Source organism: Microbacterium sp. CIAB417 (assembly GCF_022788845.1).
The window spans coordinates 1-21,311 of the sequence record NZ_JAHZUT010000003.1; the positions used below are offsets into that span (position 1 = coordinate 1).

Here is a 21,311-nt window from a genome sequence, read left to right on the forward strand (position 1 = left end):
CCTGCGGCAGATGGCGCTCGAGGGCACCGACATGTCCGAGTGCGTCAGCTGCATGCTCTGACGACCAGCGCGTTTCGACTCGCTCCGCTCGCTCAACAACCGATCTCTGCAAGGACACTGACATGACCCCCGAGAAGCTCAAGCTGATCGACCACGTCCAGGCGATCAACTGGAACCGCATCCAGGACGACAAGGACCTCGAGGTCTGGAATCGCCTCGTGAACAACTTCTGGCTGCCCGAGAAGGTGCCGCTGTCCAACGATATCCAGTCGTGGAACACGCTGACACCCGACGAGCAGACGCTCACGATGCGCGTGTTCACCGGCCTCACCCTGCTCGACACGATCCAGGGCACGGTCGGCGCGGTCTCGCTCATCCCGGATGCGCTGACCCCGCACGAGGAGGCGGTGTACACCAACATCGCGTTCATGGAGTCGGTGCACGCCAAGAGCTACTCGTCGATCTTCTCGACTCTCGCGTCGACGCCCGAGATCGACGACGCGTTCCGGTGGTCGGTCGAGAACGAGAACCTTCAGAAGAAGGCGCACATCGTCATGGACTACTACCGTGGCGACGAGCCCCTGAAGCGCAAGGTCGCCTCGACCCTGCTCGAGTCGTTCCTGTTCTACTCGGGCTTCTACCTGCCGCTGCACTGGTCGGCCAAGGCGAAGCTCACGAACACGGCCGACATCATCCGCCTGATCATCCGCGACGAGGCCGTGCACGGCTACTACATCGGCTACAAGTTCCAGAAAGGCATGGAGCTGATCACGCAGGCCGAGCGCGACGAGATCAAGGACTACACGTTCTCGCTGCTGTACGAGCTCTACGACAACGAGGTGCAGTACACGCAGGACCTCTACGACGCCGTCGGCCTCACCGAGGACGTCAAGAAGTTCCTGCACTACAACGCGAACAAGGCGCTCATGAACCTCGGGTTCGAGGCCATGTTCCCCTCGACGGTCACGAACGTGAACCCGGCGATCCTGTCGGCGCTCTCGCCCAACGCGGACGAGAACCACGACTTCTTCTCGGGGTCGGGCTCCTCCTACGTCATCGGCAAGGCCGAGGCCACCGAGGACGAGGACTGGGACTTCTGATCTCCCGATTCTGACTCCGGCCCGAAACGGCCGGTGAGAGGCCCGGATCCGCGGAATTCTGCGGATCCGGGCCTCTCTCGTGCCTTCTCTCAATGGACAGAGGAGGACAGCAATGAACAGGATGGCCGTGCGGCGTGGCACGAGGGGGCACGAGTGCACCTTGCTCGCGAGAGCGGGGTCGCTCAGCAGCCGGAATCCGGTTGAGGTTGCCGGCGAGGCCCGTGCCACATCGTGCCACCGCGAGACGTGCGATGAGCGACAAATCCCTGATCAAGAGGTGTTCGCGCCTCTTCCGGTACTGGCACGGCGTGGCACGCGTGTCCTTTGCAGTCCGCTTCTGACCACGGGAGGGCATGATCGCGGCTGAGATGAAGGCGACGGCGCCGGCGCGGCGAGAAGGGTGGGGAAGCCTGCGAAAGCTCCCATCCGGCCGCTGGCAAGCCCGCGACCCCGCCCCGGACGGCGGAAGCTATACAGCACGCACCGACGACGACAAGCCGCTCACTTCCCTCACGAAGACGGATGCGCGTGCGTGGCTCGCCAGTGTGCACACCAAGATCGCGCGCAACGATTGGGAGCCTCCCGCAGTCCTCGCGGCACGCCGGCGGGCGGAGGTTGAGGCCGATCGGCCTCCTTGTGCTTCGGCAGAAGCGGAGTACGCTCATTATTGAGGAGGCTCAGTGATGGAGACAGTGCGACCGGTCGCTCGTGATCGACGTGTGCGTGGCATGGGGGAGAAGCGGGGCCGGATCTTCGAGTCTGCGCGCCGGTTGATTGCGGAACATGGATTCGACGGGGTCACGACTCAGCAGATCTCCGATGCCGCCGACGTTGGGGCGGGGACGCTCTTCCGATATGCGTCCAACAAGGGCGAGCTGCTGATGATGGTGTTCAACGAGGAGTTCAAGGCGGCGATCAGCGAGGGGGAGCGCGCGGCCCAGCGAAAGAACCGGACTGAGGCCGTTTGGGCGCTCGTGGGTCCGGTGTTGGATTTCGCCACTCGCAATCCTGGGAACGTCGCCGTGTATCAACGCGAGCTTCTCTTCGGGTCGCCGAGCGCGCATTTCCGGGCCGAGGGGCTGGCGCTTGTCCGGCGCTGGGAGGATTCGGTCGCAGCGCAGCTCGTGGGCGCCACCGAACCCGGCGCGCAGCAGGACGCACTCCGCGCGAGTGCGCAGCTCGCCGCGCGTTCAATCTTCGCCGTGCTGCATCTGGCGATATCGAGTCCCCTTACATCGGCCACACCCGGAGCTGAGCTTCGAGCGCAGGTCGACCAGATCATCCATGGATACACGGCCGGCGCCGGCGCCGCACCGGCATCGACATCACCGGCTCCCGGATCGACTCCTCTGTGCGCGCGACAGGAAGGTGCACGATGACGGATCGCGTTCAGAATGTCGCGGTGCTGGGAACGGGGGTGCTGGGCGCTCAAATCGCGTTCCAGACGGCGTTCAGCGGATTCCGCGTCCTTGCCTACGACATCGACGAGAAGGCGTTGACGGAGGCCCGGGAGCGCTTCGAGCGACTGGTGCACACCTACCGCGCCGAGGTGAAGGGTGCCGACGCTGACAAGACGGACGCTGCTCTGACCCATCTGACGCTGACAACCTCGCTCGCCGAAGCCGTCAGCGACGCCGATCTCGTGATCGAAGCGATCCCGGAGGTGTTGGAGCTCAAGCAGAGGGTCTTCGGGCAGTTAGCGGATCTGGCTCCGGCGAAGACCATCTTCGCCACGAACTCCTCGACGCTACTGCCGAGTGACCTCGTCGACAGCACGGGCCGGCCCGACAGGTTCCTGGCTCTCCACTTCGCGAACCGGGTGTGGCAGTTCAACACCGCAGAGGTCATGGGCACGCCGGCGACAGACGCCGAGGTCGTCGCGGCCGTCGTCGCCTTCGCGCGGAGCATCGGCATGGTGCCGATCGAACTTCAGAAGGAGAAGGCCGGCTACGTGCTGAACACTCTCCTCGTGCCGCTGCTGAACTCGGCGCTAGCGCTGGCCGCAGGTGGCTACGCCGAAGTCGAGGACATCGACCGCACCTGGCGGATCGCGACAGGAGCCCCGCTCGGACCACTGCAGATCTTCGACATCATCGGCTTGAACACGCCATACAACATCCTGGCCAACGGATCCGCCGGCGACCGGCAGCTGGCCGCTTGGCTCAAGCACAACTACCTGGACCAGGGCAAGCTCGGCGTGGCCACGGGCGAGGGCTTCTACAGCTACGCGTGACGACCGGCATCACGGAACGGGCGCGCAGTGCGTTTCGACACCCGCAGAAGCAATGCAGTCTCAACACCCACAGAATTGGAGCGACAAGCCATGTATTACAGCAGCGGCAACTACGAGGCCTTCGCACGCCCCCGCAAGCCGGAAGGCGTAGAGAACAAGACGGCATGGTTCGTCGGGGCAGGCCTGACGTCGATGGCGTCGGCGGTATTCATGATCCGCGACGGACAGCTACCTGGCGACCGGATCACGATTCTCGAACGACTCGACCTGCCCGGTGGCGCCCTCGACGGCATCAAGAAGCCGAATAAGGGCTTCGTCATCCGCGGCGGCAGGGAGATGGAAGACCACATGGAGTGCCTGTGGGACCTGTTCCGCACAATCCCTTCCCTTGAGGTCGATGGGTCGGTCCTGGACGAGTTCTACTGGCTCAACAAGGATGACCCGAACTACTCGCTCACCCGCGTCACGCACCAGCAGGGGGTCGACGCGAAGACCAACAACGAGTTCGGCCTCAGCGAGACGGCGCAGAAGGAGATGGTGAAGGTTTTCCTCGCCTCCCGTGAGGAGATGGAGAACAAGCGCATCGACGAAGTCTTCGGCACGGACTTCCTGGAGAGCAACTTCTGGCTCTACTGGAGGACGATGTTCGCCTTCGAGAACTGGCACTCCGCGCTCGAGATGAAGCTGTACCTGCACCGCTTCGTGCACCACATCGGCGGGCTGCCGGATCTGTCGGCGCTGAAGTTCACGAAGTACAACCAGTACGAGTCGCTCGTGCTCCCGATGTACACGTGGCTGCTGGACCAGGGCGTGACCTTCGAGTTCTCCACGGAGGTCACCGACATCGACTTCGCCTTCGACGGCGAGCGCAAGCAGGCCACCCGCATCCACTGGATCAAGGATGACGAGGCCGGCGGCGTCGACCTCGGTCCGGACGACCTCGTGCTGACCACCATCGGGTCGCTGACCGAGAACTCGGACGACGGAAACCACCACCGCGCGGCGAAGCTCAACACCGGCCCGGCCCCGGCGTGGGACCTGTGGCGCCGTATCGCGGCGAAGCACCCGTCGTTCGGTCGCCCCGATGTCTTCGCGGGCGACATCCCTAAGACGAAGTGGGAGTCGGCGACCGTCACGACCGTCGGCCCAGAGATCCCGGCTTACATCGAGAAGATCGCGAAGCGCGACCCGTTCGCAGGCAAGGTGGTCACGGGCGGCATCGTCACAGCGAAGGACTCGGCGTGGCTGCTGAGCTGGACGGTCAACCGTCAGCCGCACTTCAAGGCCCAGTCCCCCGACGAGATCGTCGTGTGGGTGTACGCGCTGTTCAGCGATGTGCCCGGCGACTACACCGGCAAGACCATCCAGGAGTCGACCGGCGAGGAGATCACGCAGGAGTGGCTGTACCACATCGGTGTTCCTGTGGCGGACATCCCGCGGCTCGCGGCTGAGGGCGCCAAGACCGTGCCGGTCATGATGCCGTACGTGACCTCGTTCTTCATGCCGCGTGAGGCCGGCGATCGCCCGGACGTCGTACCCGAGGGTGCCGTCAACTTCGCCTTCATCGGGCAGTTCGCCGAGACGACGCGCGACACGATCTTCACGACGGAGTACTCCGTGCGCACCGGGATGGAGGCCGCGTACCAGCTGCTGGGCATCGACCGGGGCGTGCCGGAGGTGTTCAACTCCACGTACGATCTGCGGTTCCTCCTCAAAGCCACCTCGCGGCTTCGCGATGGGAACGAGGTCGAACTGCCCGGGCCGAAGTTCGTGGGCAACCGCATCATCAAGCGCCTCGACCACACCCAGATCGGTCAGCTGCTCACCGACTTCGGTCTCGTGCCGGAACTCGCGGGCACGGTCAAGCGGGATCGCCACGACGACGCCGTATCCTGAGCCTCCCGAAGCCCGTAGCGGAGGAGCGCCCAGATGCAGCAGCCGATGCGTGTCTGGGCGCTTCCCGGGATGCCGGAGGTGCATGAGGGCGATGGCCTGGTGCCGATCATCCTCAGCGCCGGCGCGGCGACCGGGCCGGCGATGAGGGACGGTGACATCCTCGTCGTCACCTCCGAGATCGTGTCGAAGGCGGAGGGCAGGTCGCGCCCTGCGGCCGAGCGCGCGCAGGCGATCGGCTCAGAGACGGTGCGCGTGGTCGCCGTCCGCGATCAGACCCGCATCGTGGAGAACCGGCTCGGGATCGTCGGTGCCGCGGCCGGCGTGGACGCGTCGAACGTTGCGGCAGGGACCGTGCACCTGCTTCCCGAGGGCCCGGACTAGTCGGCGCGGACGATCGCGGCGGCGATCCGGGCGACCGGGCCGCAGGTCGGCGCGATCATCAGCGACCGACCTGATCACGCGGAAGACCCGGCGGCTGCCGGTCGCGGTGATCCGCGGGCTGGCCGACGCCGTCGGTCCCCTCTCGCTGCCGGGAGCGCGGAGCATCGTCCGGCCCTCGCAGTGCGACATGTTCCGGCTCGGCAGCGCCGAAGCCTACGACGCCGGCTTCGCCGCCGGCGCCCAGTCCCGAGAGCACCGCTCCGGTGACGACGACCCCGGGGAAGACGGATGACGATCGCGATCGGCTACAAAGCCTCGCTGCGCGGTGCGCTCGCGGCCGGTCTCATCACCGAGCTCGTCGTCGAGGAGACCCTCGCGCGCCGGCTCCTGGAGCTGTCTTCCGCAGCATCCGCAGAATAGCTCTCGCCGGACACGGACGAAGAACTTGCACAACGATGTGCAAGAAACCGCTAAGATCTGCAGAGTGCATATGAGTTGGCGCGTCTTCACGCGAGACATCGGTCGCCTGGCGCGCGCCCGCAAGACGTGGGTGATCGTCGTCGGTGTGCTCGTCACCCCGGCCTTGTACGCATGGTTCAACATCAACGCGTTCTGGGATCCGTATTCGAACACCTCGAACATCGCCGTCGCGGTGGTCAACCTCGACGAGGGAGCGACCTCCGATCTCACCGGCTCCGTCGACGTCGGCGCACAGGTGGTCGAGCAGCTGGAGAACAACGACAAACTCGGCTGGCAGTTCATGAGTGAGGCCGCGGCCCACGACGCAGTCGCCTCGGGTACCGTGTACGCCGCGATCGTCATCCCGGCCGACTTCAGCAGCGACCTGCTCAGCATCACGTCCGGCGAATTCACACAGCCCGCCCTCATCTACTACGTCAACGAGAAGTCCAGCGCGATCGCTCCGAAGATCACCGATGTGGGGGCCTCGACCCTAGATCGGCAGATCACCCAGGCCTTCACGGAACAGGTCGCGGAAGCGGCGACCAGCGCGCTCAAGAACGCCGGAGACTCCGCGGAGCAGGGCTTGCTTACGGCGCGCGGCGACGCGTTGAGCGCGCTGGACGAGGCGGCGGAGACGATCGGGGCCGCGCGCCAGGACATCGCCGATCTGAACAGCGGGCTGGCGGATTCGCGCGACACGCTGTCGTCGGCACGGGCGACGCTCGACGACGCCGACCAGACCCTGCAGGACGTGCAGACCGCGATCGCGCAGGCCCAGACGATCATCGACGATGCGCAGCAGGAGATCCTCGTCTTCACGGATGCCGCGACGTCCGCGTACGTGGACGGGGTGACGGCGCTGGCGAATGCCTCGGCGTCCGTCCGCGTCTCGATGACCGACCTGAACCGGGCGCTGCAACAAGCCGGCACCGGCGTGGATACCGCGATCGACGAGGTCTCCGCCGTGGTCGAGGCGAATGCGGCCGCGATCGCGAAGCTCCAGGAGATCGTGGACGGCGCGGGCGTCGACGCGGAGACCGCGCAGCGGCTCACCGAGGTGATCTCCGCGCTCGAGCAGCGCAACCAGACCGATCAGAAACTGCTTGCGGGTCTGAAAGCACTCAACAGCGACGTGGCGGACACGATCGCCGCGATCCAAGCATCCGTCGACGCCGTCGACTCCGCGCTGACACAGGCGCAGGCGGCGGCGACCAATCTGCGCGACGTCCTCACCACCTCCGTGCCCGGGCTCAATCGTGCGATGTCCGCCCTCTCGGCGGCGGCCGGATCGTTCTCAGCCGCAGTGCAGGCGCAGCGCGGGCAGCTCGCCCAGGCCGACCTGCTGCTCGCGGGTCTCGATACACAGCTGGCCTCGACCTCGAACGCACTGACGAGTCTCGACGGCGACCTCGCGAGCATCCAGGACGGCCTCGGGGTGGCGCACACCGATCTGGTCGCCCTGAGCGCGGCGTCTGTCTGGTCGGGGCTGAGCACACTGACGGGGCTGGATCCGGAGCAGATCGCGCAGTTCATCGCCGAGCCCGTGCAGGTCGATGAGAACGTGCTGTTCCCGGTGGCGTCCTACGGCTCGGCGATGGCGGCTCTGTTCACCAATCTCTCGCTCTGGATCGGCGCGTTCGTGCTCATGGTGATCTTCAAGACCGAGGTGGACACCGAACGGGTGGCGGGGATCACGGTGCGCCAGGCGTACATGGGTCGGTTCCTGCTGTTCGCGATGCTCGCCGTCGCGCAGGCGCTGATCGTCTGCATCGGCAACCTCGTCATCGGCATCCAGACGGTCAGCGCCGTCGCCTACGTCGGCACTGGCGTGCTGATCGCGCTCGCCTACGTCAGCATCATCTACGCGCTCTGCGTGTCGTTCGGGCATGTCGGCCGCGGGCTGTGCATCCTGCTCGTGATCATGCAGATCCCGGGGGCGTCGGGGCTGTACCCGATCGAGATGATGCCCGGATTCTTCCGCGCGATATACCCCGTGCTGCCTTTCACGTACGGCATCGACGCGATGCGCGAGACCATCGCCGGGTTCTACGGCGCCCACTACTGGCGTTTCATCGGCACCCTGGCCGTCTTCGTCGCGCTCGCGTTCCTGCTCGGGCTCGTGCTGCGGCGCCGCTTGGCGAACCTGAACCGGGTGTTCAACCGCGAGATCGCCGCCACCGATCTGCTGATCGCGGAGGACGTGCAGATCACCGGGGGCGGCTACCGGCTGACGCACATCCTGCACGCGCTGTCGGACCGACAGGAGTACGGTCACGACCTGCGACGGCGCGCCGGTTCGTTCAGTCGCCGCTACGGGTCGCTGCTGAAGGCGACCGTTCTCACCGGAGTCGCCGGGCTCGCCGTTCTCGGCGTCATCGCGTGGCTGGTTCCGGGCGGCAAGGCGACGATGCTCGGCATCTGGGTGGTGTGGTGCCTGCTGCTCATCGCCGCGCTCGTCGTCCTCGAGTACGTCAAGCAGAGCTTCGAGTCCGCGCAGGAGCTCGTGGGCATGGGGGATGCGGAGCTCCGCCAGGCGCTGGAGGACGGACCACGCGGGGCGGGCAACCGCACGAGCGCGGTGGGCGCGGACGCGCCGTCCACGCCGACGCCAGACACGCCGACCGCCGACGCTCAGCAGCTGGTCGCCGAAGACATTGGGACGGCCGACCCGCTCGACGAATCACGGTCCGCGGATGTCGCCGCGGGCGCACCCCGCGACGAGAGCGCCGACGAGCCGGACGCCGCGGGTCCGGACGCCGACGGCCCGGAGGCCGACGGGGCGGATGACGCCGAGCCGGTCGAGGACGACGGTGTGGATGCGATCACGTCGCTGCTGGAGGCCGCACCGGCCGACGAGGCCGAGCCGTCCACCCCCTCGGCATCCGGCGCGGACACCGACGATCAGACCGGCTTGGGTGATCAGACCGACCCGGGCGATCAGGCCGGCGCAGCGGGGAGCGATAGAGAATGAGAGACATCCTCCGCCTCGTCCGCCGCGACCTGCGGCATGCGACATCCCACGTCATGGCCATCATCGTCCTATTCGGACTGGTCGTGATCCCCTCGCTGTTCACCTGGTTCAACGTCATCGCCAGCTGGGACCCCTTCTCGAACGTCAAGAACCTGAAGGTGGCGGTCGCGAGCACCGACGACGGGTACCAGAGCGACCTCGTGCCGATCCGGATCGACGTGGGGGAGCAGGTCCTATCGGCGCTGCGCGCGAACGACGAGCTCGACTGGGTCATCACCACCGAGGAGGACGCGATCGACGGCACGCGCTCGGGTGCCTACTACGCCGCGATCGTCCTACCGCCCTCGTTCAGCGCCGACATGCTGACCTTCTACGCCGATGGGGCGCAGCGCACGCACATCGCCTACTACACCAACGAGAAGAAGAACGCGCTGGCGCCGAAGATCACCGGGCAGGGCGCCGAAGGCCTGTCCGCGCAGATCAGCGAGACGTTCACCCAGACGCTCAGCGACATCGCGCTCAGTCTCGTGTCGTCGCTGAGCGACTACCTCGCCGACGGCGACACGCAGGCCACCCTCGCCCGCATGGAGGCCCGGGTGGGAGCCCTGGCGACGCAGCTCCGTGCCGGGGCACACACTGCCGACATGTTCACCGCGCTGATCGGCTCGAGCATCCCGCTGGCCGACAGTGCCTCCAACCTGATCACGGCATCCGGCAGCGCGCTGAACGACGCTGCCGGCGCCGTGGGCGACGGCAGCGCGGCGATCGACAGCCTGAAGTCAGAGCTCAGCGCGGCCTCGAAGGCGCTCTCGGACGCGATCGGCTCGACGAACGACGCCTACGACGCGGTCGCCGACTCCATCGACGAGCTGTTCACCCAGGTCGATGGCCTCACGGGCGCGCAGGAGCAGGTCATCGAGACGCTCGCCACCGCGGTCCAGCAGCAGATCGACCGATACACCGCCCTGCGCGACACGCTCGAGACGGAGATCGGCCCCAGCCTCCCCGCGTCGGCGCAGCAGGACCTCGCAGCCGTCATCGTCATCCTCGACGACGCCATCGCCCGCCAGCAGAACGTGCATGACCTGCTCACCCAGGCCGCCGCCGACATCGCCTCCGGGAACACCGCCGCCCAGGCGTCGCGTCAGCAGATCGTCGACGCCATCGACGACGCCCAGGCGGCACTGGCCGCGGCACAGGACACCTACGACTCGCAGCTCAAGCCGCAACTGGACCAGCTGACGGCGACCCTCGAGACCATCGGCGCCGACATGGCCACCGTCAAGTCGGATCTCGCCGGGCTCGCCGGGGCATCCGGCGGCGTGAGCACCGCGCTCATGCGCGCGCAGGGCGTGACGTCGCAGATCGCCACCTCGCTCGGCAAAGCCGCCGACACGTTCGATCGCGTGCAGGCAGCGCTTGTTAAGGCCGCCGACACGGGCGATTTCGACGAGCTCAGCGCCCTCATCGGCGCGGACCCGAGCGTGCTCGCGGCGGCCCTGGCCGAACCCGTGCGGGTGGATCGGACGGAGGTGTATCCGGTGGTCAGCTTCGGAGCGGGCATGGCGCCCCTCTATACGGTCCTCTCGCTGTGGGTCGGTGCTCTGCTCATGACGGTCGCGATCCGCGTCGACGTGAACCGGCGCACACTCGAGACGCCCGCCGAGCTCAGCCCCACGCAGAAGTATCTCGGCCGCTACGGCATCTTCGCCCTCCTGGGCTTTGCACAGAGCACGTTGGTGACCGTCGGCCTGATCCTGTTCGTGCAGATCGATCCCGTGCATCCGTTCTTGTTTATCCTCGCCGGATGGGTGGCGTCGCTGGTGTTCACGCTGATCATCTACACCGCCGTCGTCGCTTTCGGCAACGCGGGCAAAGCCCTCTCCGTACTGCTGCTCGTCATCCAGATCTCCGGCTCCGGCGGAGCCTATCCATTGCAGCTGCTGCCGCAGTGGTTCCAGAGCATCAGCCCGTTCCTTCCCGCGACCCACGCCATCAACGCGATGCGCGCCGCCATCGCGGGAATCTACGGCGCCGACTTCTGGGTGTCCCTCGGGCTGCTCGCCGCGTTCGTCATCCCCGCGTTGCTGCTGGGGCTGGTTCTGCGCCGCCCTCTCATCTCCTTCAACCGCGGCCTCGCCGAGGCGCTCGAGTCGACGAAACTCATGTAGGCGGGCTGCCAGATGCATCCACGAGCAGAGCCCGTGACGCCGACCATCTCGGCACGCCCCCCGCGGCGTCGCGATGCTGTGGCCAATCGCGAAGCGCTGCTGAGCGCTGCCCAATCGGTGCTGGCGTCCGACTCTCACGCATCGCTCGACGCGATCGCCCAGGCCGCGGGGCTTTCCCGACGCGCCCTCTACGGCCACTTCCCAGACCGCGACAGCCTTGTTCGCGACGTCATCGCGGTCGGCGCGGCGCGCTTCAACTCCATCGCCGAGATGACCGACGATGCCGACCCACGCGTCGCGCTGGCTCAGATGGCGGTACGGCTGTGGCGCGAAGCGGCGGCAGTGCGCGCTGCCGCCGGCATCGCACTCGATGACGCGCACGTCGGCGACACCGTTCGTGCGCTGGCTCCGCTGCGGCGTCGCGTGCGCGAACTCACCAGGGCGGGGGTGGAGTCGGGTGCGTTCCGGACTGACATGGAGCCGGACCTGCTCGCTCTCCTGGTAGAAGAGACCGCCCGGGCGACGCTACGCGCGCTGAGCCTCGCGACGGAGGACGCATCGACGATCGTCGTCAAGATCCTGCTCAGCGTGGTCGGCCTTTCGTGGAGCGAGCAAGTCGAGTTGGCCCTCGGGCGCCCCGAGATCCTCGAGGTGCAGTAGCGCGAACAGAACAGGCCGCGGCACCACGCATCGACGGCCTTCATCACGGTGTGCGACGTCACACCGTGATGACGAGTTCGCCGTCGATGCCGCGGCCGGCGAACGCTTCGTGCGCCTGCTGGATCTTCTCGAGCGGAAAGGTCTCACGGATGGCGGATCGGACACCGTGCGTCTCGACGAAGTCGGTGAGGGCCGCGAGGTGCCCGATGGGCGGTTCGCCCGCGAAGGCGCGGATCCGGCGTGAGCCGTGGACCTGCGAGAGTGCGATCGTGGCGAGTGCCGTGGGGGACGGGAAGGCGACGGTGGTCATCCGGCCGCCTCGCCTGAGGATTCCGCGCCAGGAGGACAGCTGGGTCCCGACGGTGTCGAAGACGGCATCCGCCGGGCCGATGTCAGAGGCCTTCGCCGACGAGTAGTCGAAGAACTCGGACGCGCCCGGCGCCCGCACCAGATCGGCGCTGCGCCCTGAGGCGAGTCCGACGACGCGGCCGCCCATAGCTGTCGCGATCGACACGGCGTCTCGTCGCGGATGCCGGGGCCCGTCGCAGTCGGCGCTGCGCTCGACGCGGAAGGGGGCCGGTTCGGGCCAATCGATGTTCTCGAGCTCTCGCCGTCCTCCGCGGGGCCGGCGTCGATGCTCGACCCTCGGGACGTGACACTTGCGCCCTGCGGTCGGTGGTCGAGTCGCACCTCTTCGGCGCAGTCGCGGCCGTGCACGCTGTACTCCCCGCGATACGCGCCGATGGTTCAGGGACGATTCTCCTCACTGCCGGCATCGGACCCCTTGAACCTGTGACCTCCTTCGGCGCGCTGAACACGGCGCAGATCGTGACGCGGAGCCTGGCGTTGAACCCGCATCAGGCCGTCCAGCCCGAGGGACTGTTTGTGGGTCCTATCGCGATCGGCGTGTTCATCGGGATTGTCGCCCCGCAAGGGTGGCCTCACCGTTCTCCTGCCGCGACCGCGGACGCCACGTGGGAGGTGCACGCCGCCCGCAACGAGCGGGAACTCGTGATCAGCTGAGCACTGCGGCGTAGGACGCTACGCGGCTTTCGCCGATTGCCGGTGCGCCGAGGAAAGGTCGCGGTCGATGCAGGTCAGTTGCGGCAGTTCTGATGACGGCGCCGCCGCCGATCGCCATGAAGTCGGCGTTGATGAAGGTGCGGTCGCCGATCGTCAGCCGCGCGCCGTAGTCGATCGTGACCGGCGGCCGCACGTCGACGCCGGCCCCCGCACCGGGGACGAGCTGAGCGAACAGTGCGCGCGCTTCGTCGGGTGAGGTGCTGTACAGGAGGTTGAAGCGCGCGCAGGTGGCATGCGCATCCCGCGTATGCCATCTCCTTATTGGTTGTGAGTCGCAACTTATCTGGCGAGGGGTGCTGCGTCAACGCGCGCGGGCACGGCCCGCGGACGATGTTTCCGCGAGCAGATGGAGCTAGCTTTGATGCCGATGGATGAATCATCGCGACACCAATCCGCCGCGCGCACGACGCTGGGCGGATTCTTGCGCGCGCGGCGGGAGGAGCGTCAGCCCGAGCAGGTCGGGCTGGTACGTCAGGTCGGCCGGCGCGTGCCGGGCCTGCGTCGCGACGAGGTCGCGACCCTCGCTGGCGTCAGCAGCGAGTACTACCTCCGACTCGAACAGGGCCGTGGCAGCGCGCCGTCCATGCAGGTGCTCGCGGGGCTCGCTCGCGCGCTGCGGCTGAGTGCCGCGGAGTCGGACTACCTCCACCGGCTCGCGGGGCATGCGGCCCCCCGTCGCATCGCATCGTTCGAGCGGCCGCGCCATGAGATCGAGGCGATCCTGCGCTGGTGGCCGGGAATCCCCGCCTACATCTCCGACGCGAACCTCGACGTCGTGGCCGCCAATGACCTCATGGTCGCGATCACCGACGGCCGATTCAGGCCGGGTGCGAATGTGCTGGAGGAGACCTTCAACGCCTCGGGACGGGGGAGGCTCGAGACCTGGGAGTCGCAGGCGCGCGACGCCGTCGCGCTCTTTCGCTACTCGGGTGACGAGACATCGGCGCGCTACGAGGCCATCCTGCGACGGCTGAGCGCGGATGCGGACTTCCGCCGCTTCTGGAACCTGCTGGAGGTCGCGCTGCCGGATCCGTCGGAGATCGCCGCGACGATCGACGGCGTCGGGCAGCTCTCGATCTCGGTCCGGGACTTCTTCGTTCCCGAGCTCCACGGCTATATGGTCACCGTTTTCGACGCCTCGCCGGGCTCCACGGCGGACGTCTTCTTCCGCCGACTCTCCGATACCCTCCGGGCATCAGCCGACGCGACTCACGCGCCACGCGATGACGAGCTGACGGACCGGCCGTGAGACACTCGTCTACTCACTCGTCGAAGATGAACGACTCCCAGTTCGCAGGCACACGGGCGGAGGGGCCGGGAACGCTCTGCGCATCGGGGTGGCTCGTCGGCTCAGGCAGCTGCCCGCCGTCGACCTCGCGCTCCTCGACGTAGTCCCACCACCAGCTCTCCTGCGGCTCGAAGCTCTGCACGAATCGGTGCCCGGTGAGCTCGAAGTGCTGCGCCGCATGGTGGTGGGGAGAGACCTCGCAGCAGCCGATGTGCCCGCAGGTGATGCAGCGGCGCAGATGCAGCCACCACGATCCCGAAGCGAGGCAGTCCTCGCATCCGGTTGCGCTCGGCGGTGGTGCGAGCTGGGCTGCGGCGTGAGGCGCGTCCATTAGTCCTCGACCTCGATGTCGAAGCGGTCGCGCACGTACGACTGCAGCACGACGGCATGGTTGATCGCCGGGTCGTGCGCCCCGTACAACACTGTGACGACCGGATGGGCGCGAACGAGCGTCACCAGGTGCTCCACCGGTTGCGGGGCGGCATCCAGCTCGGCGCGATATCGACCGGAGAACTCGGACATCTCCGACGCGTCGTGGTTCCACCACCGGCGCAACTCGGGGGACGGCGCGATCTCCTTCAACCATTCGTCCAGCGCGGCCCGCTCGCGGGACTCGCCCCGCGGCCATAAGCGATCGACCAGCACGCGGTAGCCGTCTTCGCTCGTGGCCGGCTCGTAGATCCGCTTGCGACGAAGAACTCCCATGCCCGCTCCGATCCGTGGTGTCTGATCTCCCGCCACGCTACGCCGCGAGCCACGGGCCCATTCGGACGCCTGACGAGGATGTGTTCGTCTGCCGTCCTCCTCTCCGCCGCCTTGCCGCGCTCGCGCGTCAAGCCCCGCGCTCTCGCGTGCCTCGGCTCATACAGTACTCGCATGGACATGAGCGACGAAGAGAAGCGGCGTGATCAGCTGACGAGCGCGCCGAACGCCACGGAGGAGGACGCGAAGCCTCGCATCGTCGTGTCGGAGCACGACGGCGTGACCCGCATCGACATCGCAGAGGATGCTCCCGTGCGCCCGAGCGATCCTCGCGACTGACGGGCGCGGTGTGACGGGTGTCAACCCCGTCGGTGACTCGGTCTGACACGCGTGTACTGGGACGCATGAACAACGACAAGCAGAACGCGCCTGGCCCGGACGACGCGGACACCGGATCCGGAGTCTCGCCCGTCGAGCAGGACGCCGGCGAGGACATCACGACCGACGAAGACGGCACCCCCGTCGACAACCCGTCGGGAGGCTGACGATGTCGATCCCTGAAGATCGCGCAGACGTGACCCCGGGCCCTGAGCCCGACACGACCACCGCGGCTGAGCCCGACGACCCGCAGTCGGATGGGGCGGAGTCCGTCATCGACGGCAGCGGCGAGGATTCCTGAGGCCGACTACTTCGCGAGCTCGGCCTTTGCATAGGCGACGATCGCGTTCGCGTGACCGTGGCCCATGCCGTGAGCGCTCTTGAGCTCCGACACGACGGCCATGTGCGTCTCGCCCGCCGTCAGCCCCGCCACGGCGACATCCAGCCACTCCTGAATGGGGCGTCCATACGTCTTCTCGATGCTCGGGAAGTAGGAGGCCGGACCTTTGGGCTTGCTGTCCGGGTTCAGAGACGGGGCGACGACGCGCTTCGCGGGCATGCGCCCAGCGTAGGCCGGTGCCCACCGTGTCACGAAGCGTCACCCGAATTTGCCGGTCGCAGAGCGCGCGGGATGCTGGGAGCTCCACCGATCCGGAAGAGTCATGAGCACGCCCACCACCGCATCCGCGCACGACGACACCATCCGCAGCCTGCTCGAGGAGCGCCGTTCCTTCGCCCCGCCGGCCGCGTTCGCGAAGCGCGCGAACGTGACCGAGGAGTGGATCCGGCGCGAGTGGATCGAGCGCGCGGGTCAGGATCCTGAGACCTTCTGGGCGCACCGGGCCGAGATCCTCGACTGGGCCGAGCCCTGGCACGCCGCGCATCGCTGGCAGCCCACGGACGGTGAGAGCATCCCGTCTGCGGAGTGGTTCGTCGGTGGACGCCTGAACGCCTCGGTCAATGCCGTGGATCGGCACGTCTCCGCCGGGCACGGTGACCGGGTCGCCTTCCATTTCGAGGGCGAACCCGGCGATCGGCGGACGATCACGTATGCCGAACTGCAGCGCGAGGTCGCGAAGGCGGCGAACGCGCTGACCGCGATGGGGATCGGCAAGGGAGACCGGGTCGTGGTCTATCTCCCGGTGCTGGTGGAGACGGTGATCATCCAGCTCGCCGTGGCGCGCATCGGCGCCATCCATTCACTCGTGTTCGGCGGCTTCTCCGCGGAGGCCGTCCGTTTCCGCGTCGAGGACACGGGTGCCAAGCTCCTCGTCACGACCGACGGGCAGTATCGCCGCGGAGCCGCCGTGCCCGTCAAGCACCAGGCGGATGCGGCGGTCGCCGGCGTCGCATCGATCGAGCACGTGCTCGTCATCCGCCGCACCGGCGACGAGGTCGCCTGGACCGAGGGGCGCGACCTGTGGTGGCACGAGACGGTCGATGCGGCCCCGGACACTCACGAGCCGGAGTTCTTCGACGCCGAGACGCCGCTGTTCATCATCTACACGAGCGGAACCACCGGCAAGCCCAAGGGGCTGGTGCACACGACCGGCGGCTGGCTGACGCACGTCGCGTGGACGTACTGGGCGGTGTTCGACGCGAAGCCCGAGACCGACGTCTACTGGTGCACCGCCGACCTCGCCTGGGTCACCGCGCACAGCTACGAGACGTACGGACCCCTGCTCAACGGCGTCACGAGCATCCTCTACGAGGGCACGCCGAACACCCCCGACTGGGAGCGGCACTTCCAGATCCTGGAACGTTACGCGGTGACGACCTACTACACGGCGCCGACTCTCATCCGCTCGCTCATGAGCAGGTTCCCCGACGGCCCGCCGGCGCGTTACGAGCTCTCCGCGCTGCGGCTGCTGGGCACGGTGGGCGAGGCGATCAACCCGGAGGCGTGGATCTGGTTCCATCGCCACCTCGGTCGCGGCGAGACGCCCGTGGTCGACACGTGGTGGCAGTCGGAGACGGGCGGCGCGATCGCGGCCCCGCTGCCGGGTGTCTCCACCCTCAAGCCGGGTTCGGCGCTCACGGCGCTTCCGGGATTGCGCGTGCGTGTGGTCGACGCCGAGGGTGCGGATGTGGGTCCCGGCGGCGGCGGCCTGCTCGTCGTGGACGGGACCTGGCCGGGGATGTCGCGCACCGTATGGGGAAACCCCGAGCGGTACCGGGACTCCTATTGGAAGCGTTTCGCCGCGCACGGGTACTTCCTCGCCGGCGACGGCGCGAAGCTCGACGAGGACGGCGACCTCTGGGTTCTGGGCCGGGTGGACGACGTGATCAACGTGTCGGGGCACCGGCTGTCGACGATCGAGATCGAGTCCGCGCTCGTCGCGCATCCCGCCGTGGGGGAGGCCGCGGTGGTGGGCGTCGCCGACGAGGTCACCGGCCAGGCCATCGCCGCCTTCGTCACGAATGCGCAGGATGCGGCGGCACTCCGCCAGCATGTGCGCACCGCGATCGGGCCGGTGGCGCAGCCGAAGCACGTGTTCACGGTGCCTGACCTGCCCAAGACGCGCAGCGGAAAGATCATGCGCCGCCTGCTCGTGGACCTCGTGGATGGACGGCCGCTGGGCGACACGACGTCGCTGCAGGACGAGACGGTCCCGCCGCGGATCGAGGCGATCGTTCGCGAGGCACTCGGCCGCTGACGGCTTCGTTCCCCTGTCACAGATCGCCGCTCTCGCTGCGATCTGTGACAGGGGAGCCGAGAAGGCCGTTGCTCGCCTGTCGCAGATCGACGCCGGGGGCTCGAGCTGTGACAGGGGAACTCGAGGTGTGACAGGGGAACTCGAGCTGTGACAGGGGAACTCGAGGTGTGACAGGGAAGAGGATGGCCCGCGGGAGTCGGGCCTCAGCGGCGGGTGGAGACCGTGACGGTGAACTTCGTGTTGCGGGCGACCTGCCGCGTCGGGCCGACGAGGCGCTCGAGCGCCGGACGGTAGCGCAGTGCCGAGTTCCACACGGTCCACAGCTCGCCGCCGGAGCGGAGGGTCCGCGCCGCATCCTGGAACAGGGGCGCCGCGAGGTCCGTCGTGACAGCGGCGCCCGAGTGGAAGGGCGGGTTCAGGGCGATGAAGGAGACGCTGGCGTCCGGGACGGCGCCGAGACGGTCATCCCGCGCGACGCGGACGCGGTCGGAAACGCCGTTCGCCTCGGCCGTCGCCCGCGCCGAGGCGACGGCGGCCGCGGAGCGATCGGACGCATAGACCTCGCGATCGGGATGCCGCAGCGCGAGGAATGCGGCGACCACGCCTGTTCCGCACGCGAGGTCGACGAGAGGGCCGTCCTCGGGGACGCGCGCGGGAAGGTGCGCCAGCAGGAACCGGGTACCGATGTCGATGGCCGTTCCGGCGAACGCGCCTCCGTAGGCGCACACCGTGATGCCGTCGTGCACGGCGCGTCGAGGCTCGGGATCGTGGCCGTCGAGAGGGTCGCGGGCGATCAGGACACGCGATTTCTGGCGGGCGTGGGTCACATCGAGCGTGCCGAAGAAGCGGCGGAGGACCTCGTTCATCGCCGTCGACATGTGCTTGATGCGTCCACCGGCGAACACGACCACATCCGGTGCCGCGTGCGCGGCGATTAGGGCCGCAGCATCCTCCAAGGCGTCGAGCGAGCGGGGGAGTCGAAGAAGGACCACCCGCGCGCCCGCCACGAGCGCACCCGCCAGCTCCATCGACCGGTAGCGATCGGTGAGTCCCATTCGTGGTGCGTTGGCGGCGAGGGCCAGCTCGCCGGTGAGCGCATCCTGATGCACCCGCACGGCGCCGGAGGAGGCGGCCGCGGCACCGAGCGTGAGCGCGCCGTACTCGTCGCCGATGACCGCGATGTCATCCGCGCTCAGTCCGGCGCGGCAGACGGCGGACTCGTCCAGCAGGAGCCGATCGGCCGCATCGACCGCGACGAGATCGGGCGACTCGACATCGGGCCAGCGTCGCAGCGCGTCGAACCGGAACTCCACCCCCTCACGCTACCGGCCGCGGTGGGGTGACGACGGATACGATGATCAGATGGCCGATAAGACGCACGGGGCGACGCAGCCCTCCGGGCAGCGCCCGCCGTTCAGTCCGGTCATCGCGCTTCTGACGGTCTCCGCCGTGTGGGACGCTCGCTTGAACGCGGCCCTGAAGGACCTCGGGCTCACGACCCGCAAGTACGGTCTTCTCGCCCACGTGCAGGCGACACCGGGCATCTCGTTCTCCGAACTCGCCCGCCGCTCCCAGATCACGGTGCAGACGGCGCACACCGCCGTCAAGACGCTCGCCGGCGAGGGACTGGTCGAGGACGCCACCGCGCACGCGGGCGCCGCATCCGATCTGCGTGTGACGACGAAGGGCGCGGCTGCGCTCGCCGAGGCGGATGCGCGTCTCGCGGCGCTCGATGAGGTGTTCGGCGCGGGTGTTCCCGCGCTCTCATCTGCCCTGCACGGACTTCATGAGCAGCCGTTCGGAGAGATCCTTCAGCAAGACTGAAGATTTTCGGTTTAGGCTGCGGAGAGCGCCGACTCGAGCGCGCCGATCCACCTCCGGAGTCGCCCGTGTTGCGCACGCCCTACGCCCTGTTCCGCACTCTCGCCATCGCCGAGATGGTTTCGTGGACGCTGCTTATCGGAGGGCTCGTCGTCCGCGCCGTCGCGGGTTTCGCACCCGCCGTGACGATCGGCGGCGGCATCCACGGGTTCATCTTCCTGTCGTACGGCGCGACGGTGGTCCTGGTCGCGAAGAACCAGCGATGGAGTGGCGGGGTCACGATCCTGGCGCTCGTCAGTGCGGTCGTGCCCTACGCGACGCTGCCGGTCGAGCTGTGGCTGTCGAGAACCGGTCGACTGCTCGGCGCATGGCGATTGCAGGCGGGCTCCGACCCGCGTGACGCGGTATGGCACGATCGTCTGCTGCGTTCCGTGCTGCGTCGACCGGTGCTGTCGGCCGTGGTGATCGCCGCCGCCGTGGTGGTGACCTTCGCGGCACTGCTCGTGATCGGCCCTCCCGGTGGTCGGGCCTGAGCGGACTTACTTCGCGCGAGCCCGCAGATGGATCGGCAGCGCCATCGCGGCCGAGATGAGCAGGATGCCGGCGACGAAGATGACGGCCTGGAAGCCCGGCACCGAGAACGAGATGCCGAACGCGAACATCCCGAGCAGGAACAGCAGCAGGGACACGATGTACATGGCACTCCTTCGGAAGACTCCCACCAGAGTACCGGGTCGCCTGCGCGCGGATCGACCGCATCCGCGCGGCTGAGCGGGTCTACGCCTCGGTCTCCCGCACGCTCGCGGCGAGGCGGGTCGCTCCCACGACGGCCGCAGGCATCGTGAACACCGCGCCGAGGGGGATCAGGAAGCACAGCTGCGTCATGATGCCGAAGCCCAATGCTCGGCCGCGGGCCGCTCGCAGCAGGCGGCGCCGGCTGCGGCGGTCGATGCCGCGCGCGGTCAATGCGCGTCCCGAGAGCTCGTCCGCGAGGATCCAGCCCGATAACAGGACGCCGGTCACCGTGCCGACCAGGCCGCCGATGAGAGGGATGAAGCCGAGTGCGAAAGCGAGCATGGCCGCGAGCGCGCCGCGCACGATGAGGCTCGTCGCATCTGCCAGGGCTGCTCGCCAGCCTGGGTCGTGTTCGGGCACGGTGCCCGTGTCGGCGATCTCGACGCTGCGCCAGATCCTGTCGTAGAACGGTTCGCCGACGATCAAGGTCAGTGCGGTGAAGGTCGTCGCTGCCAGCAGGAGGGCTCCCGCGAAGACCGCGACACCGAGCGCGACGCGCAGCACCACGGTCCAGACCGCCGGCCAGTCATCAGCGAACGGGGTGATGGCCTCCGTGAGCGGCGCCAGGACCGATGCGAGTGCCACGAGGGCCACGGTGAGGGCGGCGCTCACGATGAGCGCGGGCACGAGGCCGAGGAGCATGAGACCCGGACGTCGCGCGAACCACCCGAATCCACCCAGCAGCAGGCGTGCGCCGCGCAGCATCTCGTTCA

The 21,311-nt window shown here is 68.0% G+C and carries 26 protein-coding genes; 18 read left to right on the forward strand and 8 right to left on the reverse strand.

The genetic code is table 11. The features are described 5' to 3' along the window. The first annotated feature begins 122 nt into the window (after positions 1-122). From nrdF to KYX17_RS12365, 10 genes are all read left to right on the forward strand, one after another. Positions 123-1,100: a class 1b ribonucleoside-diphosphate reductase subunit beta gene (gene nrdF, locus KYX17_RS12330; protein ID WP_137417587.1), complete on the forward strand. Its 978-nt coding sequence runs from the start codon at positions 123-125 to the stop codon at positions 1,098-1,100. Positions 1,101-1,783: 683 nt separating this feature from the next. Next, the gene (locus tag KYX17_RS12335) at positions 1,784-2,479 is read left to right on the forward strand and encodes a TetR/AcrR family transcriptional regulator (RefSeq protein WP_243228170.1); all 696 of its coding nucleotides are present in this window, start codon (positions 1,784-1,786) and stop codon (positions 2,477-2,479) included. Then, positions 2,476-3,333 carry a 3-hydroxyacyl-CoA dehydrogenase gene (locus KYX17_RS12340; protein WP_243227306.1) on the forward strand — a complete coding sequence of 286 codons (858 nt, stop codon included), beginning with the start codon at positions 2,476-2,478 and terminating at the stop codon, positions 3,331-3,333. The genes KYX17_RS12335 and KYX17_RS12340 overlap by 4 nt, the downstream gene beginning before the upstream one ends. A gap of 90 nt (positions 3,334-3,423) precedes the next feature. Further along, a complete protein-coding gene (locus tag KYX17_RS12345) occupies positions 3,424-5,229 on the forward strand; it encodes an oleate hydratase (RefSeq protein WP_243227307.1) in 1,806 nt (601 codons plus the stop codon). A gap of 33 nt (positions 5,230-5,262) precedes the next feature. Beyond that, positions 5,263-5,610, forward strand: a complete 348-nt coding sequence (locus KYX17_RS32290; RefSeq protein ID WP_308220877.1) for a coenzyme F420-0:L-glutamate ligase — start codon at positions 5,263-5,265, stop codon at positions 5,608-5,610. A 106-nt stretch (positions 5,611-5,716) separates the two neighbouring features. Next, a complete protein-coding gene (locus KYX17_RS32295; RefSeq protein WP_308220878.1) occupies positions 5,717-5,902 on the forward strand; it encodes a hypothetical protein in 186 nt (61 codons plus the stop codon). Continuing rightward, on the forward strand, positions 5,899-6,030 hold the full coding sequence (locus KYX17_RS32030; RefSeq protein WP_283818142.1) for a hypothetical protein: 132 nt from the start codon (positions 5,899-5,901) through the stop codon (positions 6,028-6,030). Before KYX17_RS32295 ends, KYX17_RS32030 begins: the two co-directional genes overlap by 4 nt. Positions 6,031-6,100: 70 nt before the next feature. Further along, a complete protein-coding gene (locus tag KYX17_RS12355; RefSeq protein WP_243227308.1) occupies positions 6,101-9,043 on the forward strand; it encodes a YhgE/Pip domain-containing protein in 2,943 nt (980 codons plus the stop codon). Continuing rightward, positions 9,040-11,214, forward strand: coding sequence for a YhgE/Pip domain-containing protein (locus KYX17_RS12360; protein ID WP_243227309.1), 2,175 nt, complete (start codon positions 9,040-9,042; stop codon positions 11,212-11,214). Before KYX17_RS12355 ends, KYX17_RS12360 begins: the two co-directional genes overlap by 4 nt. Before the next feature lie 33 nt (positions 11,215-11,247). Beyond that, positions 11,248-11,874, forward strand: a complete 627-nt coding sequence (locus KYX17_RS12365; protein ID WP_243227310.1) for a TetR/AcrR family transcriptional regulator — start codon at positions 11,248-11,250, stop codon at positions 11,872-11,874. A 58-nt stretch (positions 11,875-11,932) separates the two neighbouring features. On the opposite strand, the gene KYX17_RS12370 is transcribed toward KYX17_RS12365, so the two are convergent. Next, positions 11,933-12,388 carry a zinc-binding dehydrogenase gene (locus tag KYX17_RS12370; RefSeq protein ID WP_243227311.1) on the reverse strand — a complete coding sequence of 152 codons (456 nt, stop codon included), beginning with the start codon at positions 12,386-12,388 and terminating at the stop codon, positions 11,933-11,935. 278 nt (positions 12,389-12,666) lie between these two features. On the opposite strand from KYX17_RS12370, the gene KYX17_RS12375 reads away from it, so the two are divergent. Further along, positions 12,667-12,897 (forward strand): hypothetical protein, encoded by a 231-nt coding sequence (locus KYX17_RS12375; protein WP_243227312.1) that lies wholly within the window; start codon positions 12,667-12,669, stop codon positions 12,895-12,897. On the opposite strand, the gene KYX17_RS12380 is transcribed toward KYX17_RS12375, so the two are convergent. Then, entirely contained in the window at positions 12,890-13,090 is a 201-nt protein-coding gene (locus KYX17_RS12380) for a hypothetical protein (protein WP_243227313.1), read from the reverse strand. The two genes, KYX17_RS12375 and KYX17_RS12380, sit on opposite strands and share 8 nt — an antisense overlap. A gap of 234 nt (positions 13,091-13,324) precedes the next feature. Between KYX17_RS12380 and KYX17_RS12385 the strand changes: the two genes are divergently transcribed. Then, the gene (locus tag KYX17_RS12385; protein WP_243227314.1) at positions 13,325-14,206 is read left to right on the forward strand and encodes a helix-turn-helix domain-containing protein; all 882 of its coding nucleotides are present in this window, start codon (positions 13,325-13,327) and stop codon (positions 14,204-14,206) included. A 13-nt stretch (positions 14,207-14,219) separates the two neighbouring features. Here KYX17_RS12385 and KYX17_RS12390 read toward each other — a convergent pair whose 3' ends face one another. Both KYX17_RS12390 and KYX17_RS12395 read right to left on the reverse strand, forming a co-directional pair. Further along, positions 14,220-14,576 (reverse strand): UBP-type zinc finger domain-containing protein, encoded by a 357-nt coding sequence (locus KYX17_RS12390; RefSeq protein WP_243227315.1) that lies wholly within the window; start codon positions 14,574-14,576, stop codon positions 14,220-14,222. Further along, positions 14,576-14,950: a DUF488 domain-containing protein gene (locus KYX17_RS12395; protein ID WP_243227316.1), complete on the reverse strand. Its 375-nt coding sequence runs from the start codon at positions 14,948-14,950 to the stop codon at positions 14,576-14,578. Before KYX17_RS12395 ends, KYX17_RS12390 begins: the two co-directional genes overlap by 1 nt. Before the next feature lie 171 nt (positions 14,951-15,121). Between KYX17_RS12395 and KYX17_RS12400 the strand changes: the two genes are divergently transcribed. From KYX17_RS12400 to KYX17_RS32035, 3 genes are all read left to right on the forward strand, one after another. Further along, positions 15,122-15,286 (forward strand): hypothetical protein, encoded by a 165-nt coding sequence (locus KYX17_RS12400; protein ID WP_243227317.1) that lies wholly within the window; start codon positions 15,122-15,124, stop codon positions 15,284-15,286. Positions 15,287-15,351: 65 nt separating this feature from the next. Beyond that, positions 15,352-15,492, forward strand: coding sequence for a hypothetical protein (locus tag KYX17_RS12405; protein WP_243227318.1), 141 nt, complete (start codon positions 15,352-15,354; stop codon positions 15,490-15,492). 2 nt (positions 15,493-15,494) lie between these two features. Further along, on the forward strand, positions 15,495-15,626 hold the full coding sequence (locus KYX17_RS32035; RefSeq protein WP_283818143.1) for a hypothetical protein: 132 nt from the start codon (positions 15,495-15,497) through the stop codon (positions 15,624-15,626). Positions 15,627-15,632: 6 nt separating this feature from the next. On the opposite strand, the gene KYX17_RS12410 is transcribed toward KYX17_RS32035, so the two are convergent. Continuing rightward, on the reverse strand, positions 15,633-15,884 hold the full coding sequence (locus KYX17_RS12410; protein WP_243227319.1) for a DUF4287 domain-containing protein: 252 nt from the start codon (positions 15,882-15,884) through the stop codon (positions 15,633-15,635). 103 nt (positions 15,885-15,987) lie between these two features. On the opposite strand from KYX17_RS12410, the gene acs reads away from it, so the two are divergent. Next, positions 15,988-17,982 carry an acetate--CoA ligase gene (gene acs / locus KYX17_RS12415; RefSeq protein WP_243227320.1) on the forward strand — a complete coding sequence of 665 codons (1,995 nt, stop codon included), beginning with the start codon at positions 15,988-15,990 and terminating at the stop codon, positions 17,980-17,982. A gap of 203 nt (positions 17,983-18,185) precedes the next feature. Here acs and KYX17_RS12420 read toward each other — a convergent pair whose 3' ends face one another. Continuing rightward, a complete protein-coding gene (locus KYX17_RS12420) occupies positions 18,186-19,295 on the reverse strand; it encodes a methyltransferase (RefSeq protein WP_243227321.1) in 1,110 nt (369 codons plus the stop codon). 49 nt (positions 19,296-19,344) lie between these two features. On the opposite strand from KYX17_RS12420, the gene KYX17_RS12425 reads away from it, so the two are divergent. Both KYX17_RS12425 and KYX17_RS12430 read left to right on the forward strand, forming a co-directional pair. After that, positions 19,345-19,806 carry a MarR family winged helix-turn-helix transcriptional regulator gene (locus KYX17_RS12425; RefSeq protein ID WP_243227322.1) on the forward strand — a complete coding sequence of 154 codons (462 nt, stop codon included), beginning with the start codon at positions 19,345-19,347 and terminating at the stop codon, positions 19,804-19,806. Between the two features lie 65 nt (positions 19,807-19,871). Next, the gene (locus KYX17_RS12430) at positions 19,872-20,336 is read left to right on the forward strand and encodes a DUF3817 domain-containing protein (RefSeq protein WP_243227323.1); all 465 of its coding nucleotides are present in this window, start codon (positions 19,872-19,874) and stop codon (positions 20,334-20,336) included. A 6-nt stretch (positions 20,337-20,342) separates the two neighbouring features. On the opposite strand, the gene KYX17_RS12435 is transcribed toward KYX17_RS12430, so the two are convergent. Together KYX17_RS12435 and KYX17_RS12440 are read right to left on the reverse strand one after the other, a co-directional pair. After that, on the reverse strand, positions 20,343-20,501 hold the full coding sequence (locus KYX17_RS12435) for a hypothetical protein (RefSeq protein ID WP_243227324.1): 159 nt from the start codon (positions 20,499-20,501) through the stop codon (positions 20,343-20,345). Positions 20,502-20,580: 79 nt separating this feature from the next. Continuing rightward, positions 20,581-21,303, reverse strand: coding sequence for an EI24 domain-containing protein (locus KYX17_RS12440; protein WP_243228171.1), 723 nt, complete (start codon positions 21,301-21,303; stop codon positions 20,581-20,583). Positions 21,304-21,311: the final 8 nt, after the last annotated feature.